Raw genomic sequence first — 19,431 nt, 5'->3', positions numbered from 1 at the left:
CGAGTCGTTACTTGGAGGAGGCGGGATGGCATGGCACAGCGGGCTGTGAAGCAGGAGCGTGCGGTACGGACGAGGGAGGCGCTCGTCCAGGCGGCGGCCGAGGTCTTCGGCGAGTTGGGGTTCGCGGGCGCGAGCGTCTCGAAGATCGCGGACAGAGCGGGGCTCACGCTGGGGGCGATGTACTTCCACTTCAAGTCGAAGGAGGAGCTCGCCCGGGAGATCGTGGTCACCCAGCCTGCCAGGGTCCGGCCGGAGCATGAGTCCGAGGGGCTGCAGCATGCCATCGACATCACTCTGACCTGGGCGTACGGACTGGCTGAAGACACCGTGCTGTACGCGGGGGCGCGCCTGGTGATGGAACAGGAGCAGTTCAACGCTCCCGAGGAGAACTCGCACCGGCAGTGGACGGACATCATCGCTTGCGACCTGCGTGCCGCGCAGGCCGGCCGGGAGGTGCGCAGGGCAGTCGACGTGGAGGCCGTCGCGCGGCTGGTCGTCAACGCCTGTACCGGCGCCCAGATGCATTCCTCCATAGAGTCGGGCCGGGCCGACCTGCCGCAGCGGATCGAGGAGATGTGGCGGGTCGTGCTGCCGTCGGTCGCGGTGCCGAGCGCCGTGGCGCGCCTGGAGTTCGGGCAGTCGCGGGGCAGGCGCGTCTGACCGGTGGGTCGTGCGAGGGCCGTCCGTTGTCGTTCCGGGTGATGCCGGGCCCGGGATGTGCTCTGCTGGGCATGGTCAGTTCATGCGGACGAGTGGTGGGGGTACGAAGATGGCGATGTCTGTGGGGAGAGGCCGGCGGGAGCTCGATGGCAGGACGGTGATGGTCACCGGGGCCTCCAGCGGAATCGGTGCGGCGGCCGCGCGGCTGTTCGCCGCCCGGGGGGCGAATGTCGTCCTCATGGCCCGGCGTGAGGAGCGGCTGCGGGAGCTGGCGGCGTCCATAGCCGCGGGGGGCGGCACGGCGTCGGTCGCACCGGGCGATGTGACGGTATCCGCGGACGTGGAGCGGGCCGTGTCCACCGCGGTGGATACGTTCGGGTCGCTGGACGCGGCATTCAACAACGCGGGATGGGGCACGGTGGCCGTGCCCCTGCACGAGCTGGACGACGATGTCTATGACCGGATCATGGACGTCAATGTGCGTGGCGTGTGGAACTGCCTGCGCCATCAGATACCCGTGATGCTGGCTCAGGGCAGGGGCGGGGCGATCGTCAACACCTGCAGCACCGCGGGCCAGTTCGCCACGGGTGCCGTGGCTCCGTATGTGGCGGCCAAGCACGCGGTGCTCGGGCTGACCCGGGCTGCCGCGGCCGAGTACGGCGACCGGGACATCCGGGTCAACGCGCTGATGGTCGGCATTACGCGTACCGAACTCGTCGAGCAGGCGCTGCAGGAGATGCCCGGGCTGGAGAAGGCGGCCGTCACGCGGGCGGTCCAGAAGCGGCTTGCCGAGCCGGAGGAGATCGCGCGCGTGGCCGTCTGGCTCTGCGGTCCGGAGGCGTCGTTCATGACGGGCGCGGGCGTTCCGGTGGACGGCGGCTGCAGCGCCGTGTGACGCCGCTGGAGGCAGGGGGGGGGTCACTCACGGACGCGGGGGCCCTCCAGTGCCGGGAGGAGCATCTCGCACATCTGGGTGAACAGGTCCGACACGCTGCTCGCTTGGGTTTCGGGCGCCCCCCTGCGCCGTTGTGCGCGTACGTCCACTTCTGCTCCGCGCACCAGGTAGACGACGAGTGACAGGACGAGGGAGGGTTCTGCCGGCGCGCACGATGATGCGCCTGTCGTCTTGGCCAGTTCCTGCTGAACGGCCGTTGACCAAACGGAGTTCCAGGTGGGTGCGCAGTCTTCGCGATCCCGGTCCAGACGTGCTGCGGCGCACACGGTGACGTCGTTCTCCAGACATCGCACCACCGCGCCCGCCATGGAGATTGCCGACCGTAGCGGTCCGGCCTGGTGATCCACCTGCTGCAGGGCGTGCCGTGTCACTGCGACGCCCTGTGCGTGCACCTCGTCGGCGAGTGATGCCTTCGACGGGAAGTGAAAGGTCACGGCGCCTGTCGATGTGCCCGCGGCCTTGCCGATGTCGGCCAGGGACGCGGCGGCGTACCCGTTGTCGTCGAACTCCCGGGCCGCGGCAAGGACCAGGGCCTGCCGTGTGCGTGCGGCTCGTTCCTGCATCCCGTTGACCTTCCGTCGGACAGGCACACCAGTGTGCGTCGCGTTCTGTGGGCTCGCCCCGCCCGCGCACCGGGGCGGCGGTACACCCCTGGTGCAATGCCGAAGTGAAGGTGCGTCCCGGGCCTGGTGAGGCCCAAGGGGTCTGCGGCCTTCCCGGCGGCCCGAGCCCGTCCAGGCTGGGCGGGCGCCCGGCCCAGGGTATGCCGAGGCGCCCCAGGCTTCCAGAAAAATGATAGCGATCACTATGCTAAGTGTCTTAAAAAGATCGCAGTATCGCCAGAGGGGCGATGGCTGCGCATCTCCGGGAGCGGGAGTCGTTCCGCCCTCCGCCGGGTGCACGCGACGTGCCCGAACCGCGCACCCTGCTCTGCAGGGTGGCCGCCCGTGAGCCGCTGCCGTACGGGCCGGCGGGTTTCGTTGCCGGGTCCTCCCGTAGTACTCCCGCCCGCCGTGGAGTCCAGAGGTGTGTGCTGCCGACGAGGCGGGTTTCGTGTGGGACCGGCCCTTACCAAGAAAGAAAAAATCAACTATTTTTATCCTGTACCGAGAGGCAGACCTGACTCTGGGGGGACACCTTGCACGGCTTGACCGACGACATGGGGACGCAGCAGGCCCGCGTCCCGGCACCGTCATCGAGGCGCCGAAGACCCGCGTACGGGTCGTGGGCGACGCCGCCGCGGCCGAGGAGTGCGTGCGCCACCTGCGCAGGCACGGCTCGGCCGGCGTCGGGAGCGGGGAGGAGGCGTAGCGCATGCACCAGCACTCGGAATTCTTAGGCGTGACCCACGAGCGTAGGTGGGGACAGGGGGAGAACCCGCACATGTCTGCGCAGCACGGGGCGGACGGATCGGAATCCTTCAGCGGGTTCGCCGAGGAACTCTTCAGGCATCTGCCCAGGGTCGACCAGCGCAGGTGGGCGGCTGCCTATGTACAGGGTCTGCTCACCACACGGGGCAAGAAGACGGTCCGGCGCATGGCTGCCGAGGTGACCGACTCGTCGACAGCGGCGCAGGCCCTGCATCAGTTCATCAACTCCAGCCCCTGGGAGTGGGGGCCCATCCGTGCAGAGCTCATCCGGTGGGCCCAGGAGCGCACCCAGCCCCGGTGCTGGACCATCGCCCCCGCCGTACTGCCCAAGCGGGGCGAGCAGTCCTGTGGAGTGCACCGCCGTTTCATTCCGCACGCCGGGCGTACCGTCAACTGCCAGATAGGCTTCGGCGTCTTCCTGTCGTCGGACACCGAGGACCTTCCCGTCGCCTGGGGCATGCTGCTTCCTGACGAGTGGTCCGACCAGGCGCGACGGCTACGGGCTCGCATTCCCAGCGATGCCGCGGCTTCGGCGGAGAAGTGGTTCCTGGATCTGACCGACGAGCTGGCCGCGTTCGCGGCTCACGGCCCGATGCCGGTGGTGGCCGATGCGACCGGGTACCTGGACGCATCCGCGCTGGTCAGTGGACTCAGCGCCCGGGGCCACGACTTCGTGGTCGCGGTGCCGGACAACCTGCTGGTGCGGCCCGGCAGTCATCTGGCGGCCCGCCAGTGCCCCGAGGCCGCCCCCGTGTCGGCCGTCCGGCTCATCAACGAACGTCCCGGCACCGTCTCCCGGCTTGCCGTGCCCGCGCCGGCCGACGCACCGCAGTACCCGACGGCCCTCGTTCACCTGCCCCGGACCTGTTCGCTGCCCGGGCCCCAGCACACCTATCGGCTGTTCGCCCAGCCCGACGGCCGGGGCCGCCGCGGCTGTCTGTGGCTCACCAACATGGTGAAGCACCCTCTCGGAGACCTCGGCGGACTGGCCGGCCGCCGCGCGGAGGCGGCGGGAACCGTGGACAGCCTTGAACGGAACTTCGGCCTGCGGGACTTCGAGGGCCGTTCGTTCCCCGGATGGCACCACCACATGACGCTGGTCTCCGCGGCCTTCACGTACGCCCGGCTGACGGCGCAGCAGGACATGCGGAGCATCCGCGGTGTCGGCTCGGGCAGCGGGGCAGTGCCCGATCCCCACGCAGCGCCGTGGACGTCGCTCCACGGGCAGCAGGCCCAGGGCCACCGGACCGCCTGATACACGGTCACGCAAGTGCAGGGGGCGGGCTCGTCGGCGTACGACGAGCACGCCCCCTGCGGTGTTCCGCCCGCCCGCGGCGGTGTCAGTGCACGGCTTGGGGCAGGCGGGTCTGCGATGGTGCGTCGGTGAGGCGGGAGGCGTAGGCGTCCACGGGCAGGGGAGCGGGGCAGGTGTCGTAGCGCATGAAGCCCGTGACCTGCTCGGCACGCCTGAGCTGCCCCTTGTGCAGGACCATTCCGGAGATGTAGGTGCCGTCGTCGTGCCAGCACACCAGGGGGAAGCGGTAGCTGTCTCCTTCAGGGGTGCCGAATACGGCCTCGTAGCCGGCGGCGTCCAGCAGGCTCACGCGTGTCCGTCCTTGGGGGTGGCGGTGAACAGGTGCCCGTAGTCGGTGATGTCCGCGGCGAGGTGGGCGGCGTCTGCGAGGTGCAGCGCGTGCCAGAGGATCACCTGGTTCGCGGTGATCACGTGGAATCCGAGCTCTTCCTCGAGGGGCCTGATGGTGCCCACGGCCCGGATGCCGTTGCCCGCAACGAGAACGGCGTCGGGACGGTGCGGGGCGACCGTGGTGCGGATCCAGGCGGACAGGTTGTCGGGGGTGATCGCCTTCTGGTTGGAGGGCAGGCCGCACGGCCCGTGGTGGACGACGTCGAAGCCGAACTCGCGGAAGTAGTCGGCGCCCTGGCCCGAGAGCGTGTCGTCGAACCACGGCGGGTTCACGATGGCGATCCGGTGGGCGCCCAGCGCGTGGAACGCGGCGCGGGCGGCCCTGGTCGTGCCGGTGATGGGCAGCCCCCGGGTGAACGGCGCCAGCCGCTGGTACAGCGCCTGTTCTCCCTGGGCCTTCAGTACGTAACTGGAGGAGGTGAAGCCGAGGGTGAGCGCGTGGAGCGGGGAGGCTGCCACGAGTTCCACGGCCTGGTCCAGGAAGGGCGGTTCGACGAACGCCCTGACCGGGTCGTGCGGGATCTTCTCGTCCATCTCGCCGCCCGCGCGCATGGCGGCGAAGTGGATGCGGGAGCCGTGGACGGATACCGAGGCGGGGGCCATGGCCTGGAGTTCGGCCTCCGGGCCGACGTCGGCGTGCGGGACGACGACGCCGATGCGGGTGGAGGCATCCCATCCGTCGGTGGGAGGAGCGCTGGTGCTGGACATGAGGGGATCTCCTACTTGGACGTCGTGAGGGTGGACTCGTCGGCCAGCCGCCCGCCGCTGACCGTGCCCGTCCCGGCCTTGTCGAGGAAGTTGGGGTGCTTGGAGCGCATGGTCGCGATGATGAAGTCGTAGGGAACGTCGTCGAAGGCGCCGTGGTCGACGAGGAACTCCATGGAGCCGCCGCCTTCGGCGTACGGGTGGTAGAGGCTGTCGTGGGTGCCGTCGAACTCCAGGGCCTCCATGCCGTAGAGCTTGCAGAGCATCTTGTTGAACACCGGTGTGGCCTTGACCCACGTGCCGTCCAGGTGAACCTGGGTCAGACCGTGGAAGAAGACGTCGCCGCCGATGTGCTCGATGAGCCGCGGCGAGGCGAGGTGGTTGCGCACGTCGCCGTACACGAGGCGGGAGGGGATGCCGAGGGCGCGTACCGCCGCGGCGTACAGGGCGGCCTTGTGCAGGCAGAACCCGGACTTGGTCCTGGCGGTGTGCGAGGCCTTCAGTCCCTCGGGGGAGAGGTCGGCGCCGTAGACCTCGTAGAAGACACCGTCGCGCACGGCGTAGTACAGCTCGATCGCGTTGGTCTTCTTGTCGGCGGAGCGGTCCTTGACGGCGTGGTCGATGAAGTCCTGGACCTCATCGCTCTCGTAGTCGAGGAAGGGAGTGGGGCGGGTCAGCTGGAGGAGGTCGGCAGTCATGGCATGTCCTGTGGTGTTAGAGGCCGATGAGGGTGGCGATGCGGTTGCGCTGGATCTCCGAGCTGCCGGAGTAGATGGTCCCGGCGATCGAGTTGCGCAGCTCGCGTTCCATGCCGTGCTCGGTGAGCACCCCGCGCCCGCCGTGGATCTGCACCGCGTCCAGTGCGGTCTGCACGTTGGCTTCGGACACGATCGTCTTGGTGGCCGCGAGGTCGAGGGCGGCGTCCTGCCCCGCCTCGACCTTGGCCGCGGTGTCGGTGAGCCACTTGCGGGCGGTCTCCACCCGCATCTTCATGTCGGCGATCTTGTGCGAGATGGCCTGGTACTTGCCGATCGGCTGCCCGAACTGGGTGCGGGCCTTGGCGAAGCCGATGGTCTCCTCCAGCCGGCGGGTCATCTCGCCGAGCGTGAGCGAGAAGCCGAAGAGGACCTCGCGCTTCATCACGTGGTCCAGGACGAGGAAGCCCGCGCCCTCCTGGCCGACGCGCTGGGCGACGGGGATGCGCAGCTCGTCGAAGGACAGCGTGCCGATCGGGCTGGTGCGCAGTCCGATCTTGTCCATGGTGGGCCCGACGGACAGACCGGGGGTACCGGCCTCGACCAGCAGCGTGGTCAGGCCGAACGGGCCGGGCTTGCCGGTGCGTACGTACAGCAGGAACAGGTCGGCGATGGGGGAGTTGGTGATGAACATCTTGCCGCCGTTGACCACGTAGTGGTCGCCGTCGCGGTGCGCGACGGTGGACAGGTTCATCGCGTCCGACCCGCCGGACTCCTCGGTGATCGCGTGCGCGGTGATCAGCTCACCGCCCATGATTTTCGGCAGGTACCGCTCTTTGAGCTCCTGCGTCGCGAACCGCTGCACGGGGATTCCGACGGACACGATCTGGGTGGAGGTGGAGAAGGACAGTCCCGCGTCGCGGGAGGTGTACCCCAGTCCCTCCAGGGCGCGCATCGTCTCGGAGAGACTGCGCCCGCTCCCGCCGAAGTCGGGGTGGAAAGGGGTGCGCAGGATCCCTGAGCTCCGGATGGCCTTCCACTTGTCCTGGGGGAAGGCGCCGGAGGCGTCCAACTCCTGCAAGTCGGCATTGAGTTCGTCGGCCCACGGGGTGGCGAGGTGGAAGAGGTCGTCGCTCAAGGCTTGTCCTAGGTCCGCTGCGGGTGAGGTCGGTGGCGCGGGGCCCCGCCGACGGCGCCCGGGGGGAGTGGGCGCCGCCGACGGGGGCTGGGGACACGGGGGCCGTGGGCCCGCCGTATCAGTACTGGGAGAACCCGTCTGCGGACAGGTTGTGTCTCTCGGTGCCGTTGATCGGCGGGTTGAACACGGAGATGAGGTGCAGGTCCTCGTCGCTGGAGGCGACGAGGTAGTGGGGGTCGTGCTGGTCGAGGGCGTATATCGTGCCCTGCACGATCTTGTGGCGGGTGCCGTCCTTCTCGACCACTTCGCCCGATCCCTTGACGCAGTAGCAGGCCTCGAGGTGGTTGCGGTACTGCAGGGCGCTGGTGGTGCCGCGGCGGACCAGGGTGTCGCAGACGGCGAAGCCCATGCCGTCGGACTCGGTCAGGAGGCGGTAGCTGAGGCCGTTGCCCCACTCGACCGGGGCGAGGGCGTCGATGCTGCGGACGATCATGTTCTGTTTCTCCTTGTCGTGGAAGGTGCCGAACGCCTGGAAGGTGTGGAAGGAGCCCTTCAGGCCGCGAGGGGCCCGGTGTGGGAGGTGATCAGGGCGACGATCGCGTTGATGCTGCGGAAGTTGTCCGGGCCGAACTCGATGTCGTCCAGGGGGACTTCGTGGGACTGGCTGATGTGGGAGATGAGCCGGACGAGGCCGAGGCTGTCGATGACTCCGGACTCGATCAGGTCGTAGTCGTCGGTGAGGTCGGACGCGTCCTCGCCGGACAGGTACTGGGTCACGACGAAGTCGCGGATCCCGGCCGCGATGTCCCTGCTGCTCATGCGTGGATCTCCTTCATTCGGTTGCTCTTGATCTGGTTGCGGTCGGGCTTGCCCGTGGAGGTGCGGGGAAGGGGGGCATCGGTGATGTGCACGGAGGTGGGAATGGCGTGCCGCGGCAGGTGTTTTCCGGTGTGTGTACGCAGCTGCAGGCTGGTCAGCGTGCTGCTGGGGTGCCGGCTGACATGTGCGTGGAGGCGGACGCCCGCCTGTTCGTCGGGCAGGGGGACCACGACGGCCTCCGCCACGTCCGGGTGCGCGGCGATCACACGCTCCACCTCCTGCAGGTTGGTGCGCACTCCGCGGACCTTGACCTGCCAGTCCGCGCGGCCCTGGAGGCTGTATGTGCCGTGCTCGTCGCGTGAGACGAGATCGCCGGTGCGGTAATAGGTGAGTCCGTCGACGACGGTGAACGCCGCCGGGTTCAGGGCGGTGTTGAGGTAGCCGTGGGTCTGGAAGGGCGTGGCCACCAGCAGTTCACCGGTCCCGGCGGCCTCCACCACCGTTCCGTCCGGGGCGTGGACGAGTGCGCGTGTGCCGGCGATGGGCCGGCCGATCGGCAGCGGGCCGGCCGGCGCGACCGGGTCGAACTCATGGATGAACGAGTCGTTGGTCTCCGTGCAGCCGAACACGTTGTGGAAGCGGGCCCCGGGGAAGGCCGCCGCCACCTTCGTGAGCAGCGAGGCGGGCATGCTGTCCCCGGTGAAGATCATGCGGCGTACGGCCGTGAAGACCCCGCCGGCCTCGGTCAGCAGGCGGTGGAGCATCGGCACCCCCTGGACGAACGTGACCTCGTGTTCCGCGGCCAGCGCCCGGACGTGCGGGCCGTCCGCCGCCCTGCCCTGGTCCACCAGGACGACCTCCGCCCCCAGGTGCAGGAAGGTCCAGACGTCGAGGAGCGCGAGGTCGAAGTTGAGCGGGGCGTAGGACAGCGCGATGTCACGGGGGGACAGGGCGAACTCGTGGACGGCCCAGTCGGTGAAGGCGTCGAACCCGGTGGCCTCGATCGGAACGATCTTCGGAGTCCCGGTCGAGCCGGACGTGGTCAGCAGCAGCCGGGTCCGTACCGGATCCGGCATCGCGAAGTGCTGCGCCTGCTCGTGGTCCGCCCGCGCCGGCGCCGCGCTGAGCTCGCCGTCGGCGGTCGCCGTGAGCAGGTGCGAGACACGGGCCTGCTGCGCCAGGCGCTCGAGTGCCGCACTGCCCAGGTCGGGGGAGGGGGCGAGGGCGACGTGGCCCTCGTGGAAGACGGCCAGCAGCAGCGCGATGGTCTGCGGCGTCTTGTGCGCCGGCACGCACACGGTGCTGCCTGCCGGGAGGTTCAGCCGCAGCACCTGGCTGCGCAGGTTCTGGGTCAGGTCGCTCAGCTCGCCGTAGGTGACGGCCTGGTCGTTGAAGTGGAGCGCGATGCGGTGGGGCCGGCGGTAGCCGTGGACGGCGACGGTCTCGGCCAGACGGGGCGATGGCACGGCGGGATTCCTCGCGGTCGGATCAGTCGGCGCTCAGATGCGGCTCGACTGTTCGTCGAATCGTGCGGTGTCGAGGGGGAAGGTATCCGGCCAAGTGCATGCTTGGTCAAGCATGCACTTGGCGAAGTGGGTGTGATCCAGGTCGCAGGTGAATGTTTGTGCAACTAAAAACCCCCGGACGATGAAGCGTCCGGGGGTGAAGGGGGCGATGTGTCGGATGTGGTCCGGAGGAGTGCGGGGGGATCAGCTCCGGGGGGCGCGCAGGGCCTGGACCGTGGGTCCCAGATCCGGGTCGGCGGTGAAGGCGTTCAGCGCGGACGAGAGGACCTCCGTGTAGGTGGCGCGCGCGGCCTGGTAGCGCTGCCGTCCCTCGTCCGTGATGACCGCGTAGACGCCGCGCTTGTCCGACGGGCAAAGGTCCTTGTAGGCGAAGCCGGCCGCCTCCAGCCGCCCTACCAGGCGAGTTACGGAGGACTGCCCCAGGCCCACCCGCTCGGCGAGGTCCTGCATGCGCAGCTCGCTGTCCTCGGACTGGTCGAGGTGTTCCAGGGAGCGGTACTCCGACAGGCCGAGCCCGTGCCGGCTCTGCAGCGCCTGGGTCAGCTCGCGTTCCACCTGTGCGTGCAGCGCGAGGACGCGGTTCCAGGCGGCGTGGTCGGACGTGCGCGGGGGCACGGGGTGTGAAGTTGCCATAGTCGTGGCCTCCCCGGGTTGATGTTTGACATCAGAGTACATGCTCATGCAAGCTCCAGGCGTTCCTCCCATTGAGCTTTCGGGAGCGCTCGGGCATCATGTCTTTGCATGCACAAGCAATAACTTGCCCCCTCGGTGCAGCCACCCCTCACGCCCCACCCCCGCCCCCCCCGCATGGCCGGCCCGGAACGTACGGCCATCACGCCGAAAGGACTCCTCCATGCAGTGGCTCTACCTCGCCATCGCCGTCGTCTTCGAGATCGGCGTCGCCATCGCAGCCGGCAAGGCCGAAGGCTTCCACAACCGCAAGTGGACGACCGTGACCCTCGTCAGCGGCGCCCTCGGCACCTACTTCCTCAGCCAGGCCCTGCTGACCTTCAACGTCGGCGTCGGATACGCCCTGTGGACCTCGGTCTCCGGCGTCGGCATCACCCTCCTGGGCGCGCTGCTGTTCGGCCAGAGCCTCAGCTGGCGCAAGGCCCTGGGCATCGTGGTGATCATCGTCGGGGTCGTCGGCCTCCAGCTCAGCGGCGCCGCCTGACACTCCGCCCGCCCCAGCACCCCAACCCCACGAAAGGCACCCACCCATGTCCTCGAACAGCCCCTCCGCCGCCAACTCCTGGCTCATGCTCCTCCTCGCCGGCGTCTTCGAAATCGGCTACGCACTCTCGGTCGGCGGAAGCCACGGCTTCACCCGGCTGACCTGGTCGCTGGTCGCCGTCGTGTTCTTCCTCCTGACGCTGTGGGCGCTGAGCGTCGCGCTGCGCACCATCGACGTCGGCATCGGCTACGCCGTCTGGGCGGGAATCGGGGCGGCCGGAGCGGCGGCACTCGGCCCCGTCTTCTTCGACGAGAGCCTCACCGCCGTCCAGTCCCTGTGGCTCGGCGTCATCATCCTCGGCGTCGTCTGGCTCAAGCTCGCAGACAAGCCGAGCAGCACCGAACAGCCCGCCGACCAGCCGAAGGCAGCCCAGGGCGCCGGCGTCTGAACGCGCCCCGCACCGCACACCGCACCGGGGGCAGCTCTTTGCCACGACGGGCCGCCCCCAGCCCATGCCCGACGCCCCCCGCCCCCTCTCAAGGACCGACTCCGCCATGCAGAGCGACACCCTCGACCACCTGACTCCCTACGTGGAGGAAGCCGTAAAGATCAGTCGCAGTCACGTCGCCGAAGGCGGCATCCCCTTCTCCGGGATCGTCGTACGGGACGGCCACGTCCTGGGCACCGGCTTCAACCGGGTCCATGAGGACAACGACCCCACGGCCCACGCCGAAGTCGTCGCGCTGCGCGCCGCGGCCCGGAAAGCCGGCAGATACGGCGTCGCCGGAGCCACCCTGATCGCCTCCGGCGAGCCCTGCGCCCTGTGCTACATGGCCGCCCTCTACTTCAACATCGAGCACATCGTGTACGCGGCCGACCGCAAGACCGCCGACGCGTACGGCTTCAACTACGCCGACTCGTACGCCATCTTCTCCACCGACCCCACCTCGTGGCCGCTCAAGGTGACGCACGCCCCCGTCGAGGGGCACGAAGTGCCGTTCCAAGAGTTCTTGACCGGCCGGAAAGGCCGACTGTGATGAGCACCCCAGTCAAGATCCAGGTCTGGTCCGACTACGTCTGCCCCTTCTGCATGCTGGCCGAAGGACCGCTGGACGAGGCCACGAAGGACCTCGACGTCGAGATCGAGTGGAAGCCCTTCGAACTGCGGCCCCACCCGCAGCCCACCCTGCGCCCCGAGGACGCCTACCTCCCCGACATCTGGCGGCGCGCCGTGTACCCCATGGCCCGTCGCATGGACGTCGACATCACCCTGCCCACCGTCTCCCCGCAGCCCTACACCCGCCTCGCCTTCGAGGGCTACCAGTTCGCGGCCGAGCACGCAAAGGGCACCGCATACACGCGTCGTATGTTCCGCGCCTTCTTCCAGGAGGACCAGGACCTCGGCCGGCTCGACGTCCTGCAGCTCCTGGCCGAGGAGATCGGCCTGGACGGCGCCGCGTTCCGCGCGGCCCTCGAACAGGGCACCTACAGCGCCAGGCACCAGGACGCACTCCGCGAGGCACAGGCGCACCGCGTGCAGTCCGTGCCGACCCTCCTGATCGGTGACACCCGCATCGAGGGAGTGCCGAGCCCCGCCCAGCTGCGCAAGGCGATCCTCGACGCCCAGGCCCAGCAGGACACCGAGCCCGGCGGATCCTGCAGCGTGAACGGCGGCTGCTGACCATGAGCATCCGCGCACACTTCGCTCCCATCCGGGAGATACCGAAAGCGGAGCAGGGGCGGCACGTCCTGGCCTCCGTCACCTTCACCACCACCGCCTCCCTGACCCTGACCGAACACGGCAGCCCCGACCTGGCCATCCCCATGGCAGACGGGCCCGCCCAGGAGTTCCGCGAGGTATGGACCGTGCCCGGACGGCCCCGCTGGGCCATCCGCGACGACCTCGCCTACGCCCACGACGGCCAGTACCTCTTCATCGCCGGACTCCTGCCCGAGCAGGACGTCTACACCCCGCCGGTGCGAAAGCTGTACGAGAAGGCCTTCGCGCTGGTCAACCACCTCGGCTACGCGCACATCTTCCGCATGTGGAACTTCGTCGGCGACATCGTCGGCGCCAACGCCGAAGGCATGGAGGTCTACCAGGACTTCGTCCAGGGGCGCGCCCAGGCATTCGAGACGTACAAAGGCCGGGGCACCGCACACATGCCGGCCGCCACCGGGATCGGGACACGGGACCGCGGAATCGCCTTCTCGCTCCTCGCCTCCCACCAGGACGTACCGCGGCACGTGGAGAACCTGAAGCAGACGCCCGCGTACCACTACCCCAAGGAGTACGGCCCGAAGCCCCCGAGCTTCGCCCGCGCCACCATCCTCGGCGACGCGCTCTACGTGTCCGGCACCGCGTCCATCCTCGGCCACGCAACCGTGCACCAGGGCGACGTGGAGAGCCAGACGCGAGTGGTGCTCGACAACATCGCGCACCTCGTGTCCCGCGAGAACCTCACGGCCCAGGGCATCGACGACGGGCACGAGCTGAAGGACCTACGGCTGATCAAGGTGTACGTGCGGCATGCCAGTGACATTCCGGCAGTGCGCGCGGCATGCGAAGAGGCGTGTGGCACCGGCGTCGAGGTGAAGTACCTCAACGTCGCCGTGTGCCGCGACGACCTCCTAGTGGAGATCGAAGGCATCGTGCCCGGACGGGAGTGGGCACTGTGACCGCGGTGAAGGTCGGCATCGTGCTGCCCGGGCGGGAGTCCGTGGTGGACGACGGCCCCTACCCGGCCAACCTGGCCTCGATCGCGAGGCTGGCCGAGGACTGCGGCTTCGACTCCGTGTGGGCCGGCGAGTCTCCCCTCGCCCGCTCCCGGATGAACCCCCTCCTGGCACTCACCGCCGCAGCCGCCGTGACCGAACGGATCCAGCTCGGCACCGCCGTCCTGATGCCCCTGCGCCCTCCCGTGCACCTGGCACACGAACTCGCCTGCCTCGACCGCATCTCCGGCGGCCGCCTCATCGCGGGCATCGGCTCAGGATTCGCCTCACCCGCCACCGAGCAGGAATTCGCCAACTACGGACTCGACTTCGCCACCCGCCTGGGACGGATGCGGGAGACCGTCGACATCTGCCAGGCACTGTGGAAGGCCCAAGGGCAGCCCGTCTCCTACGAGGGGCGGCACTACCGGCTGAAGGACGCCGCGCTGCTGCCGAACCCCGCACAGCCCGGCGGGCCGCCCCTGTGGATCGCGCACTCCGGACCGAAGATGCTCCAACGCACCGGCCGCCAGTTCGACGGCTGGATGCCCACCTCCACCTCCCCCGACAAGTACGGCGAGGGATGGAACCAGGTCGCGGCGGCACGCGAAGCGGCCGGGCGCCCCGGCGACGCCGTCACCGCAGCCGTCTACCTCTCCGTCGCGGTCGACAGGACGAAGCAGGACGCGGAGGACACCCTCGGGTCCTACTTCCGCGCCTACTACGGCCTTCCCCTCACCACCATGCGTACCACCCAGGGCATCTTCGGAGGAACGGCCGACGAGGTCGCCGACCGGCTGCGGCAGTACGTCGACAACGGCGCCCGCCACCTCATCCTGCGCCTGCCCACCAGCGAGCTCACCGAGGCGAGATACCGAACCGCGGTGCAGCGCACCGCGCAGGAGCTGCTGCCGCTCCTGCGCGCCCTATGAGCTCGCGAGCGGACGCGCGGAGTTGGGACGTGTGGGCGGCGGCATGGCCCGTCACAGCCGTGTTCATGCTGTCCAACATCCCGACCCCGCTGCTCGGGGTGTGGCAGGAGCGCCTCGGTTTCACCACCGCCACCACGACCGTCATCTTCGCCGCCTACATCGCCGGACTCCTGCTCGTGCTGCCGTTCGCCGGTGTGCTGGCCGACCGGTTCGGGCGTCGCGAGGTCCTGGTCCCCGCCCTCGTGGCGGCCCTGGCCTCCTGCGTGCTGTTCATGACGGCACGCCACGTCCCCGAACTCATTGCCGCCCGCGTCCTGACGGGGCTCGCGGTCGGTGCCCTGGTGTCGGCCGGCACCGCGGCCGTCGCGGACGTCGGCGGCCCCGCCCGCAAACGGGCGGCATCCCTCGCCGGTTCGGTCGCCATCGGTGTCGGCCTCGCCACCGGCCCCCTGCTGGGAGGCCTCGTCTCCCAGCTGTGGGGGCCGCCCACCGTCACCGTGTTCGCCATCGAGATCCTCGTACTCCTGTCCGCGCTCGCCGTCGTGTTCACCGTCATCCCCTCCTCGGCCGGCACCGCGACGGAGCACCGGTGGCTGCGGATCCCCTCGGTGCCCCGCGCGAACCGCACCAGCCTCACATCCAGCCTGATGGCCTACATGCCCGGCATGACCGGAACCTCGCTCATCCTCGCCCTGGGCCCGAGCCTGCTGACGACCCTGCTGCACACCAGCAGCCGCCTGATAGCGGGAGGCATCGGATGCGTCATGTTCGGGACGTCGACGGGCATCCAGTTCGCCATCAGGAGCGTGCCGGTACGCCGAGTGCTGATCCAGGCCGGAATCCTGACAGGTGCGGGAATGCTGGCCGCGGTGGCCGCCGTCCGCGCCCAGTCCCTGACCCTGCTGATCGCCGCCGCCGTCCTTGCCGGCGCGGGCCAGGGAATGGGCCAGCTCGGCGGGTTCTCCCTGCTCAACTCGGCCGTACCGACAGGCAGGCTGGCAGAGGCGAACGCGGCGCTGAGCGCGGGAGGCTACGCGTTCGCCGGCATCCTGCCGATCGCCACGGGATACCTCAGTGACGCCGTCGACATGACCACGTCCGCGACCGTGTTCGCCGCCCTGACGGCCGTCGCCGCCGTCGCCGGTTCGCTGATGATCCGCCTGCCGCGCCGGACATGGGCATGAACCGGAAGGAACACCACGCACGACCGGCCCGGCAGGGACGCGTGAACGCGAACACCACACCGGCCAACCGTGAACTGCCCCACCCCGCCCCGGAAGACATCCGCCTGAAGGACCTCCTCCACGCCGTGTCCGACCCGGTGCGGCTGGGCATGATCCGACAACTCGCGGCCGCCACCGGCGCCCTGCCCTGTTCATCCATCACCGTGCCGGTGAGCAAGTCCACGGCCTCGCATCACTACCGCGTGCTGCGCGAGAGCGGCCTGATCCGGCAGACCTACGAGGGAACGGCCAAGATGACACGGCTGCGGCGGGCCGACCTCGACATGCTGTTCCCGGGCCTGCTCGACACGCTGCTCACGGCGGCCGGACTCCCCGGAGACCGAGCCGCCCGCCGGGCCTGACCCCAGGGCCCCGAGGCCGCGACACCCTGTCCGTAGAGGCCGCTATTGCGGCGGACGCGCCACTGTGGCTCTACCCCGGTTTCCGGGGTTTCCGGCACAGGCCGGGCTCCGCGTCCTTCGCCAGGGCCGCAACCGCCTCGGGCTGCTCGGCCCTCTCCGCCGTCTTGATCCACTGCCGCAGCCTCTCGTGGTTCACGCCGAGTCCGGCCGCGATACGTGAGACAGACCGGCCCGACGAACGGCCAACACCACCGCGTCGGCCCGCAATTCCGTCGAGTAATCCGTCGAGAACTCGTAGGTCCCCACCCCGGACTCCTCTCCCTGGACTCAAGATCCAGCGTCGACGTGTCCACGATCAAGGTGGAGGGCCCGCCATGGCGAGGAATAGAAGATCAGACACGTCTGCCCAGACAACACCCCAGGCAGGCGCGGTTCCACCCAGGCCGTCGGCCTGGGCAGCCTGCGGCTGCAAGCCCGTGGCGCAACGTCCGGGCACAGGCGATCGGTGGACGGGAGGCGTCGACGGTCTGCGACTCGGGATGGGGGAGCGGCACCGCGGTGGAACGATGAGCAGCAGCGTGACCCGGGCCGAACCGGTGTCGTTGACCCGGCCATGAAGAAGATCAGCGCGCTTGTCGCGCTCACCATCGCCGGCTTCGCCCTCGCCACCCCGGCCCACGCCGACAACGGCGACGACTTGGGCCGCAGCATCAACATCGCCGGCCATCAGCCCCTCTCCACTGCCAATCTCTGCAAGCAGGCATTCGGACTCGTCCCATTGGCCGCACCGTGGACCGACGCCGTGGACGACGCATGCAACAACCGCGACCACATCCACAGCGAACGAAACTAGTGCTGCCACTGTGAGGTTCACCGGGTTGCCGTTCGCGATGGGGCTCCTGCGGGCGATTGGATGTGCCGACATCCAATCTGTGCGTGGGGGTGCGGTGGCAGAGCCGGCCAGGGTCCGGAGGCTTGACCGACCAAGTAGGGCAGAGGTTTCAGTAGATCGTGCGCCGGGCCAGCACCAGTACGGTGCGCTACCGACGCGCGATGATGATCCTTGCCTCGCCCGGAGGTAACGGGGTGCCGGTGATCGCCCAGCTGGTCCAGGCCGACGAGGCACCGTCCGTGACGTGATCCACCGGTTCGACGGGATCGGCCTGGCCCGCCTGGACACTCAGTGGGCGGGAGGCCGTCCCGCCTGCTCAGTCCTGACGACGAGGATTCGTCGCCCAGACGGGCGCCGCCCGCCCGACCAAGCGCGGCCAGCTCTTCACCCGCTGGTCCATCCGCACTCGCCGCCTACCTGCGCAAAGTCCACGGCCGTACGATCCGCATCGGCCGCGAGGCCCTGCGTCTACTGCTCGCCCGCGGCGGGGTCACGGCCGGCACCTGGTTGGGGCTGAGCTGGGCGGGGCGCTCTGGCCCAGCAGGCGCAGCACGGCCTCGGGCCCGTGGTCGCGGCGGGCCATCGAATGTCGAGCGGGCAGGCAGCTGCCGTCCGGTGTCACGGCCGCCGCTGTGCAGAGCGGCGGCGACCGGTCCGCACGGGTCTCCATGTGGGCACGCGAGGCCTGAGTGGACACTGTTCTCAGGTGAGCAGCCCCAGGCCGCTGTACCAGAGGGGGCCGGGGTTGAGCCGCTCGCCGTGGAGCTTCATCATCTCGTCGAAGAACTCCAGCGGGGTCGGCCGGTCGGCGAGCAGGCGGATCGTGTCCCGCAGGTACTGGCGGGTCTCGTCCAGAATCTTCGGATCGTCGGGCAGATCTTTGTTCTTGTGGCCGGCGACGACATGGCGCGGGTTGAGGGCGGCGACCCGGTCGATGCCGTCGAGCCACGCCTGGAGGCCGCCGTTGCCGCCTTCGAGCATCATCTGGTGGACGCCGTTGTACACGACGTCTCCGGCGACGACGAGGTCGATCGACGGTACGTGCAGGACGCTGGAGTCGTCGGTGTCGGTGTGGCCGGTCTCGACCGCGCGCAGGACCCGGCCCTCCAGGCGGAACCCTTCGGGCGGTACGGGGACGGCGAGCACCGGGGTGTTCTCGGGGACCTCGGGGAACGTCTTTGCGAACCCCTCCTCCTTGTCCTTCAGCTGCTCGCGCATCTGCCCGATGGTGCCCTCGGTGGCGTACACAACGGTGCCGTCATCTCCGAACTGCTCCAGCAGCGTCGCTGTGCCGAACCAGTGGTCGGGGTGGCCGTGGGTGATGTACACGTACGCGAGCCGCTTTCCGGAGCGCTCGACGCCCTGGGCGACCTGAGCGATCTGCCCGTGGGTCAGCGGAGGGTCCACCAGGACTGCATCCCGTTCCCCGTAGATCAGGGTGGATGAGATGGGGGAGGAGACAATCTGGTCGCCGTTCGGCATCCTCAGATCGATCTTCCTGGGGACGCCGTCCGCGACGAGCACCTCGTAGGACAAAGGCGCAGGCTCGGTCATGGTGGACATCCCTCAGACGTGGGCGTAGATACCGCTGCCACCTTTACACAAGCAGAAGTGGCTTGCCCGCCGAAGGTCTGCGGGCAGAGCCGGGAGGTCGAGTCTGCATGGGGCAGCGAGGCGGGCCGCTTATCGCTGAGCAGAGCAGCCATCCGACCCCATCTGCCACTGATCTCTCCGGTGCGGGGTGATGGTGATGGTGCTCGGGGATGCGCCCCGGGTTGCCTTCACTCCGACGTAGGCGGCCCGACCGCGCGGCGGCGGGCCCGGCGGGAGCAAGCGCGGCCCGAGGCCGCCGAGTTGATCGCGGTACGCCGGCGTCGACGGCCGCCATGTCCTCGACCGCCTGGGCGCGACAGGGCCCGCCCTGCTGCGGCCTCACGGTGTTCTGCTGCTGGTCCAGTCCGCCCTGAGCTGCGCCGACGTGACGCTGGAGATGCTGGAAGCGGCAGGCATGCAGGCCAAGGTGACCGACCGGGCCGCCATTCCCTACGGGCCCGTCCTGCGCTCTCGGGCGAAGTGGCTGCGCGTCCGAGGTCTGGCCAGCGCCGACGACACGACGGAAGAGCTGGTGGTGACCGTGCTGAGGCGCCCCTGGCGATCCTTGTCCCGGCCACGCCCGGCGGGTCACCGTTGGTCCCGAAGGCCCGGTGCTGGTGTCCACGCTCACCATGGACCAGTCAATGCGGCCTCGGCATCCGCGTCGGCCAGGACGGCCGCGTAGATCTTGTCCCATGTACCGTCCGCCGACTGGTGTCTGTGCCTCTCGTACACCGTCTTCCACTTGCCGAACCACGCAGGCAGGTCCCGCCAAGGCACCCCAGTCCGGTTCCGGTACAGGATCCCGTTGATGATCCTGCGGTGACTGGCCCAACGCCCACCGCGCAGCCCGCATTTGGGCAGATGCGGCTTGAGGCGGACCCAGTCCTCGTTCGTGAGATCCCCTCGCTCTATGGACATGCCAACGCGCCGGGGCGCGAGAAGTCACATGATCCGCCGGACGGGC

At 69.4% G+C, this 19,431-nt stretch carries 23 protein-coding genes and 2 pseudogenes; 13 read left to right on the top strand and 12 right to left on the bottom strand.

The window, feature by feature from the left end; genetic code table 11:
* Nucleotides 1-30 precede the first annotated feature (30 nt).
* Together ABD346_RS34225 and ABD346_RS34220 are read left to right on the top strand one after the other, a co-directional pair.
* The gene (locus tag ABD346_RS34225) at nucleotides 31-660 is read left to right on the top strand and encodes a ScbR family autoregulator-binding transcription factor (RefSeq protein ID WP_344380211.1); all 630 of its coding nucleotides are present in this window, start codon (nucleotides 31-33) and stop codon (nucleotides 658-660) included.
* Between the two features lie 115 nt (nucleotides 661-775).
* On the top strand, nucleotides 776-1,555 hold the full coding sequence (locus ABD346_RS34220) for an SDR family NAD(P)-dependent oxidoreductase (protein WP_344380210.1): 780 nt from the start codon (nucleotides 776-778) through the stop codon (nucleotides 1,553-1,555).
* Between the two features lie 23 nt (nucleotides 1,556-1,578).
* On the opposite strand, the gene ABD346_RS34215 is transcribed toward ABD346_RS34220, so the two are convergent.
* Nucleotides 1,579-2,178, bottom strand: a complete 600-nt coding sequence (locus ABD346_RS34215) for a TetR family transcriptional regulator (RefSeq protein WP_344380209.1) — start codon at nucleotides 2,176-2,178, stop codon at nucleotides 1,579-1,581.
* A gap of 820 nt (nucleotides 2,179-2,998) precedes the next feature.
* On the opposite strand from ABD346_RS34215, the gene ABD346_RS34210 reads away from it, so the two are divergent.
* Entirely contained in the window at nucleotides 2,999-4,240 is a 1,242-nt protein-coding gene (locus ABD346_RS34210; RefSeq protein WP_344380208.1) for an IS701 family transposase, read from the top strand.
* Nucleotides 4,241-4,325: 85 nt separating this feature from the next.
* Here ABD346_RS34210 and ABD346_RS34205 read toward each other — a convergent pair whose 3' ends face one another.
* The 8 genes from ABD346_RS34205 to ABD346_RS34170 form a co-directional block, all read right to left on the bottom strand.
* Complete coding sequence (locus ABD346_RS34205) at nucleotides 4,326-4,589, bottom strand: DUF6253 family protein (RefSeq protein WP_344380207.1); 264 nt, start codon at nucleotides 4,587-4,589, stop codon at nucleotides 4,326-4,328.
* Nucleotides 4,586-5,398, bottom strand: coding sequence for a maleate cis-trans isomerase family protein (locus ABD346_RS34200; protein WP_344380206.1), 813 nt, complete (start codon nucleotides 5,396-5,398; stop codon nucleotides 4,586-4,588). Before ABD346_RS34200 ends, ABD346_RS34205 begins: the two co-directional genes overlap by 4 nt.
* 11 nt (nucleotides 5,399-5,409) lie before the next feature.
* Nucleotides 5,410-6,093, bottom strand: a complete 684-nt coding sequence (locus ABD346_RS34195) for a transglutaminase domain-containing protein (RefSeq protein ID WP_344380205.1) — start codon at nucleotides 6,091-6,093, stop codon at nucleotides 5,410-5,412.
* 16 nt (nucleotides 6,094-6,109) lie between these two features.
* Nucleotides 6,110-7,228: an acyl-CoA dehydrogenase family protein gene (locus ABD346_RS34190; protein ID WP_344380204.1), complete on the bottom strand. Its 1,119-nt coding sequence runs from the start codon at nucleotides 7,226-7,228 to the stop codon at nucleotides 6,110-6,112.
* A 118-nt stretch (nucleotides 7,229-7,346) separates the two neighbouring features.
* On the bottom strand, nucleotides 7,347-7,721 hold the full coding sequence (locus tag ABD346_RS34185) for an ectoine synthase (RefSeq protein WP_344380203.1): 375 nt from the start codon (nucleotides 7,719-7,721) through the stop codon (nucleotides 7,347-7,349).
* Nucleotides 7,722-7,780: 59 nt separating this feature from the next.
* Nucleotides 7,781-8,047 (bottom strand): acyl carrier protein, encoded by a 267-nt coding sequence (locus ABD346_RS34180; RefSeq protein ID WP_344380202.1) that lies wholly within the window; start codon nucleotides 8,045-8,047, stop codon nucleotides 7,781-7,783.
* Nucleotides 8,044-9,513 (bottom strand): AMP-binding protein, encoded by a 1,470-nt coding sequence (locus ABD346_RS34175; protein ID WP_344380201.1) that lies wholly within the window; start codon nucleotides 9,511-9,513, stop codon nucleotides 8,044-8,046. The genes ABD346_RS34180 and ABD346_RS34175 overlap by 4 nt, the downstream gene beginning before the upstream one ends.
* A gap of 243 nt (nucleotides 9,514-9,756) precedes the next feature.
* The gene (locus tag ABD346_RS34170) at nucleotides 9,757-10,206 is read right to left on the bottom strand and encodes a MarR family winged helix-turn-helix transcriptional regulator (protein ID WP_344380200.1); all 450 of its coding nucleotides are present in this window, start codon (nucleotides 10,204-10,206) and stop codon (nucleotides 9,757-9,759) included.
* A gap of 220 nt (nucleotides 10,207-10,426) precedes the next feature.
* On the opposite strand from ABD346_RS34170, the gene ABD346_RS34165 reads away from it, so the two are divergent.
* The 8 genes from ABD346_RS34165 (at nucleotide 10,427) to ABD346_RS34130 (ending at nucleotide 15,979) form a co-directional block, all read left to right on the top strand.
* Nucleotides 10,427-10,747 (top strand): DMT family transporter, encoded by a 321-nt coding sequence (locus ABD346_RS34165; protein WP_344380199.1) that lies wholly within the window; start codon nucleotides 10,427-10,429, stop codon nucleotides 10,745-10,747.
* A gap of 46 nt (nucleotides 10,748-10,793) precedes the next feature.
* Nucleotides 10,794-11,195: a DMT family transporter gene (locus ABD346_RS34160; protein ID WP_344380198.1), complete on the top strand. Its 402-nt coding sequence runs from the start codon at nucleotides 10,794-10,796 to the stop codon at nucleotides 11,193-11,195.
* Between the two features lie 106 nt (nucleotides 11,196-11,301).
* On the top strand, nucleotides 11,302-11,784 hold the full coding sequence (locus ABD346_RS34155) for a nucleoside deaminase (RefSeq protein WP_344380197.1): 483 nt from the start codon (nucleotides 11,302-11,304) through the stop codon (nucleotides 11,782-11,784).
* The gene (locus tag ABD346_RS34150) at nucleotides 11,784-12,428 is read left to right on the top strand and encodes a DsbA family oxidoreductase (protein WP_344380196.1); all 645 of its coding nucleotides are present in this window, start codon (nucleotides 11,784-11,786) and stop codon (nucleotides 12,426-12,428) included. Before ABD346_RS34155 ends, ABD346_RS34150 begins: the two co-directional genes overlap by 1 nt.
* 2 nt (nucleotides 12,429-12,430) lie before the next feature.
* On the top strand, nucleotides 12,431-13,426 hold the full coding sequence (locus tag ABD346_RS34145) for an FkbO/Hyg5 family chorismatase (protein WP_344380195.1): 996 nt from the start codon (nucleotides 12,431-12,433) through the stop codon (nucleotides 13,424-13,426).
* Entirely contained in the window at nucleotides 13,423-14,394 is a 972-nt protein-coding gene (locus tag ABD346_RS34140; protein WP_344380194.1) for an LLM class flavin-dependent oxidoreductase, read from the top strand. The genes ABD346_RS34145 and ABD346_RS34140 overlap by 4 nt, the downstream gene beginning before the upstream one ends.
* Nucleotides 14,395-14,459: 65 nt before the next feature.
* On the top strand, nucleotides 14,460-15,578 hold the full coding sequence (locus ABD346_RS34135; RefSeq protein WP_344380193.1) for an MFS transporter: 1,119 nt from the start codon (nucleotides 14,460-14,462) through the stop codon (nucleotides 15,576-15,578).
* Nucleotides 15,575-15,979: an ArsR/SmtB family transcription factor gene (locus tag ABD346_RS34130; RefSeq protein ID WP_381226441.1), complete on the top strand. Its 405-nt coding sequence runs from the start codon at nucleotides 15,575-15,577 to the stop codon at nucleotides 15,977-15,979. Before ABD346_RS34135 ends, ABD346_RS34130 begins: the two co-directional genes overlap by 4 nt.
* A 70-nt stretch (nucleotides 15,980-16,049) precedes the next feature.
* On the opposite strand, the gene ABD346_RS38695 is transcribed toward ABD346_RS34130, so the two are convergent.
* Nucleotides 16,050-16,310, bottom strand: a complete 261-nt coding sequence (locus ABD346_RS38695; protein WP_381226439.1) for a transposase — start codon at nucleotides 16,308-16,310, stop codon at nucleotides 16,050-16,052.
* 282 nt (nucleotides 16,311-16,592) lie between these two features.
* Between ABD346_RS38695 and ABD346_RS34125 the strand changes: the two genes are divergently transcribed.
* Both ABD346_RS34125 and ABD346_RS34120 read left to right on the top strand, forming a co-directional pair.
* Nucleotides 16,593-16,832 carry a hypothetical protein gene (locus tag ABD346_RS34125; RefSeq protein ID WP_344380191.1) on the top strand — a complete coding sequence of 80 codons (240 nt, stop codon included), beginning with the start codon at nucleotides 16,593-16,595 and terminating at the stop codon, nucleotides 16,830-16,832.
* A gap of 94 nt (nucleotides 16,833-16,926) precedes the next feature.
* Nucleotides 16,927-17,366 (top strand): annotated as a pseudogene (locus ABD346_RS34120) (helix-turn-helix domain-containing protein); the annotation flags it as partial.
* A 207-nt stretch (nucleotides 17,367-17,573) separates the two neighbouring features.
* Here the strand turns inward: ABD346_RS34120 and ABD346_RS34115 are convergent.
* Nucleotides 17,574-18,425 carry an MBL fold metallo-hydrolase gene (locus tag ABD346_RS34115; protein WP_344380190.1) on the bottom strand — a complete coding sequence of 284 codons (852 nt, stop codon included), beginning with the start codon at nucleotides 18,423-18,425 and terminating at the stop codon, nucleotides 17,574-17,576.
* 649 nt (nucleotides 18,426-19,074) lie between these two features.
* Nucleotides 19,075-19,379, bottom strand: a pseudogene (locus tag ABD346_RS34110) (transposase); the annotation flags it as partial.
* Between the last annotated feature and the right edge of the window lie 52 nt (nucleotides 19,380-19,431).

It is taken from the genome of Streptomyces mauvecolor (genome assembly GCF_039532965.1).
Classification (GTDB): domain Bacteria; phylum Actinomycetota; class Actinomycetes; order Streptomycetales; family Streptomycetaceae; genus Streptomyces; species Streptomyces violascens.
Note: the sequence above shows the minus strand (reverse complement) of the source record. Positions and strands in the feature narration are given on the sequence as shown.

Coding starts and splice junctions, on each gene's coding strand:
- ABD346_RS34225 (WP_344380211.1), top strand. CDS start 31: ATGGCACAGCGGGCTGTGAAGCAGGAGCGTGCGGTACGGACGAGGGAG.
- ABD346_RS34220 (WP_344380210.1), top strand. CDS start 776: ATGTCTGTGGGGAGAGGCCGGCGGGAGCTCGATGGCAGGACGGTGATG.
- ABD346_RS34215 (WP_344380209.1), bottom strand. CDS start 2,178: ATGCAGGAACGAGCCGCACGCACACGGCAGGCCCTGGTCCTTGCCGCG.
- ABD346_RS34210 (WP_344380208.1), top strand. CDS start 2,999: ATGTCTGCGCAGCACGGGGCGGACGGATCGGAATCCTTCAGCGGGTTC.
- ABD346_RS34200 (WP_344380206.1), bottom strand. CDS start 5,398: ATGTCCAGCACCAGCGCTCCTCCCACCGACGGATGGGATGCCTCCACC.
- ABD346_RS34195 (WP_344380205.1), bottom strand. CDS start 6,093: ATGACTGCCGACCTCCTCCAGCTGACCCGCCCCACTCCCTTCCTCGAC.
- ABD346_RS34185 (WP_344380203.1), bottom strand. CDS start 7,721: ATGATCGTCCGCAGCATCGACGCCCTCGCCCCGGTCGAGTGGGGCAAC.
- ABD346_RS34180 (WP_344380202.1), bottom strand. CDS start 8,047: ATGAGCAGCAGGGACATCGCGGCCGGGATCCGCGACTTCGTCGTGACC.
- ABD346_RS34170 (WP_344380200.1), bottom strand. CDS start 10,206: ATGGCAACTTCACACCCCGTGCCCCCGCGCACGTCCGACCACGCCGCC.
- ABD346_RS34165 (WP_344380199.1), top strand. CDS start 10,427: ATGCAGTGGCTCTACCTCGCCATCGCCGTCGTCTTCGAGATCGGCGTC.
- ABD346_RS34160 (WP_344380198.1), top strand. CDS start 10,794: ATGTCCTCGAACAGCCCCTCCGCCGCCAACTCCTGGCTCATGCTCCTC.
- ABD346_RS34155 (WP_344380197.1), top strand. CDS start 11,302: ATGCAGAGCGACACCCTCGACCACCTGACTCCCTACGTGGAGGAAGCC.
- ABD346_RS34150 (WP_344380196.1), top strand. CDS start 11,784: ATGAGCACCCCAGTCAAGATCCAGGTCTGGTCCGACTACGTCTGCCCC.
- ABD346_RS34145 (WP_344380195.1), top strand. CDS start 12,431: ATGAGCATCCGCGCACACTTCGCTCCCATCCGGGAGATACCGAAAGCG.
- ABD346_RS34135 (WP_344380193.1), top strand. CDS start 14,460: ATGCTGTCCAACATCCCGACCCCGCTGCTCGGGGTGTGGCAGGAGCGC.
- ABD346_RS34130 (WP_381226441.1), top strand. CDS start 15,575: ATGAACCGGAAGGAACACCACGCACGACCGGCCCGGCAGGGACGCGTG.
- ABD346_RS34125 (WP_344380191.1), top strand. CDS start 16,593: ATGAAGAAGATCAGCGCGCTTGTCGCGCTCACCATCGCCGGCTTCGCC.
- ABD346_RS34115 (WP_344380190.1), bottom strand. CDS start 18,425: ATGACCGAGCCTGCGCCTTTGTCCTACGAGGTGCTCGTCGCGGACGGC.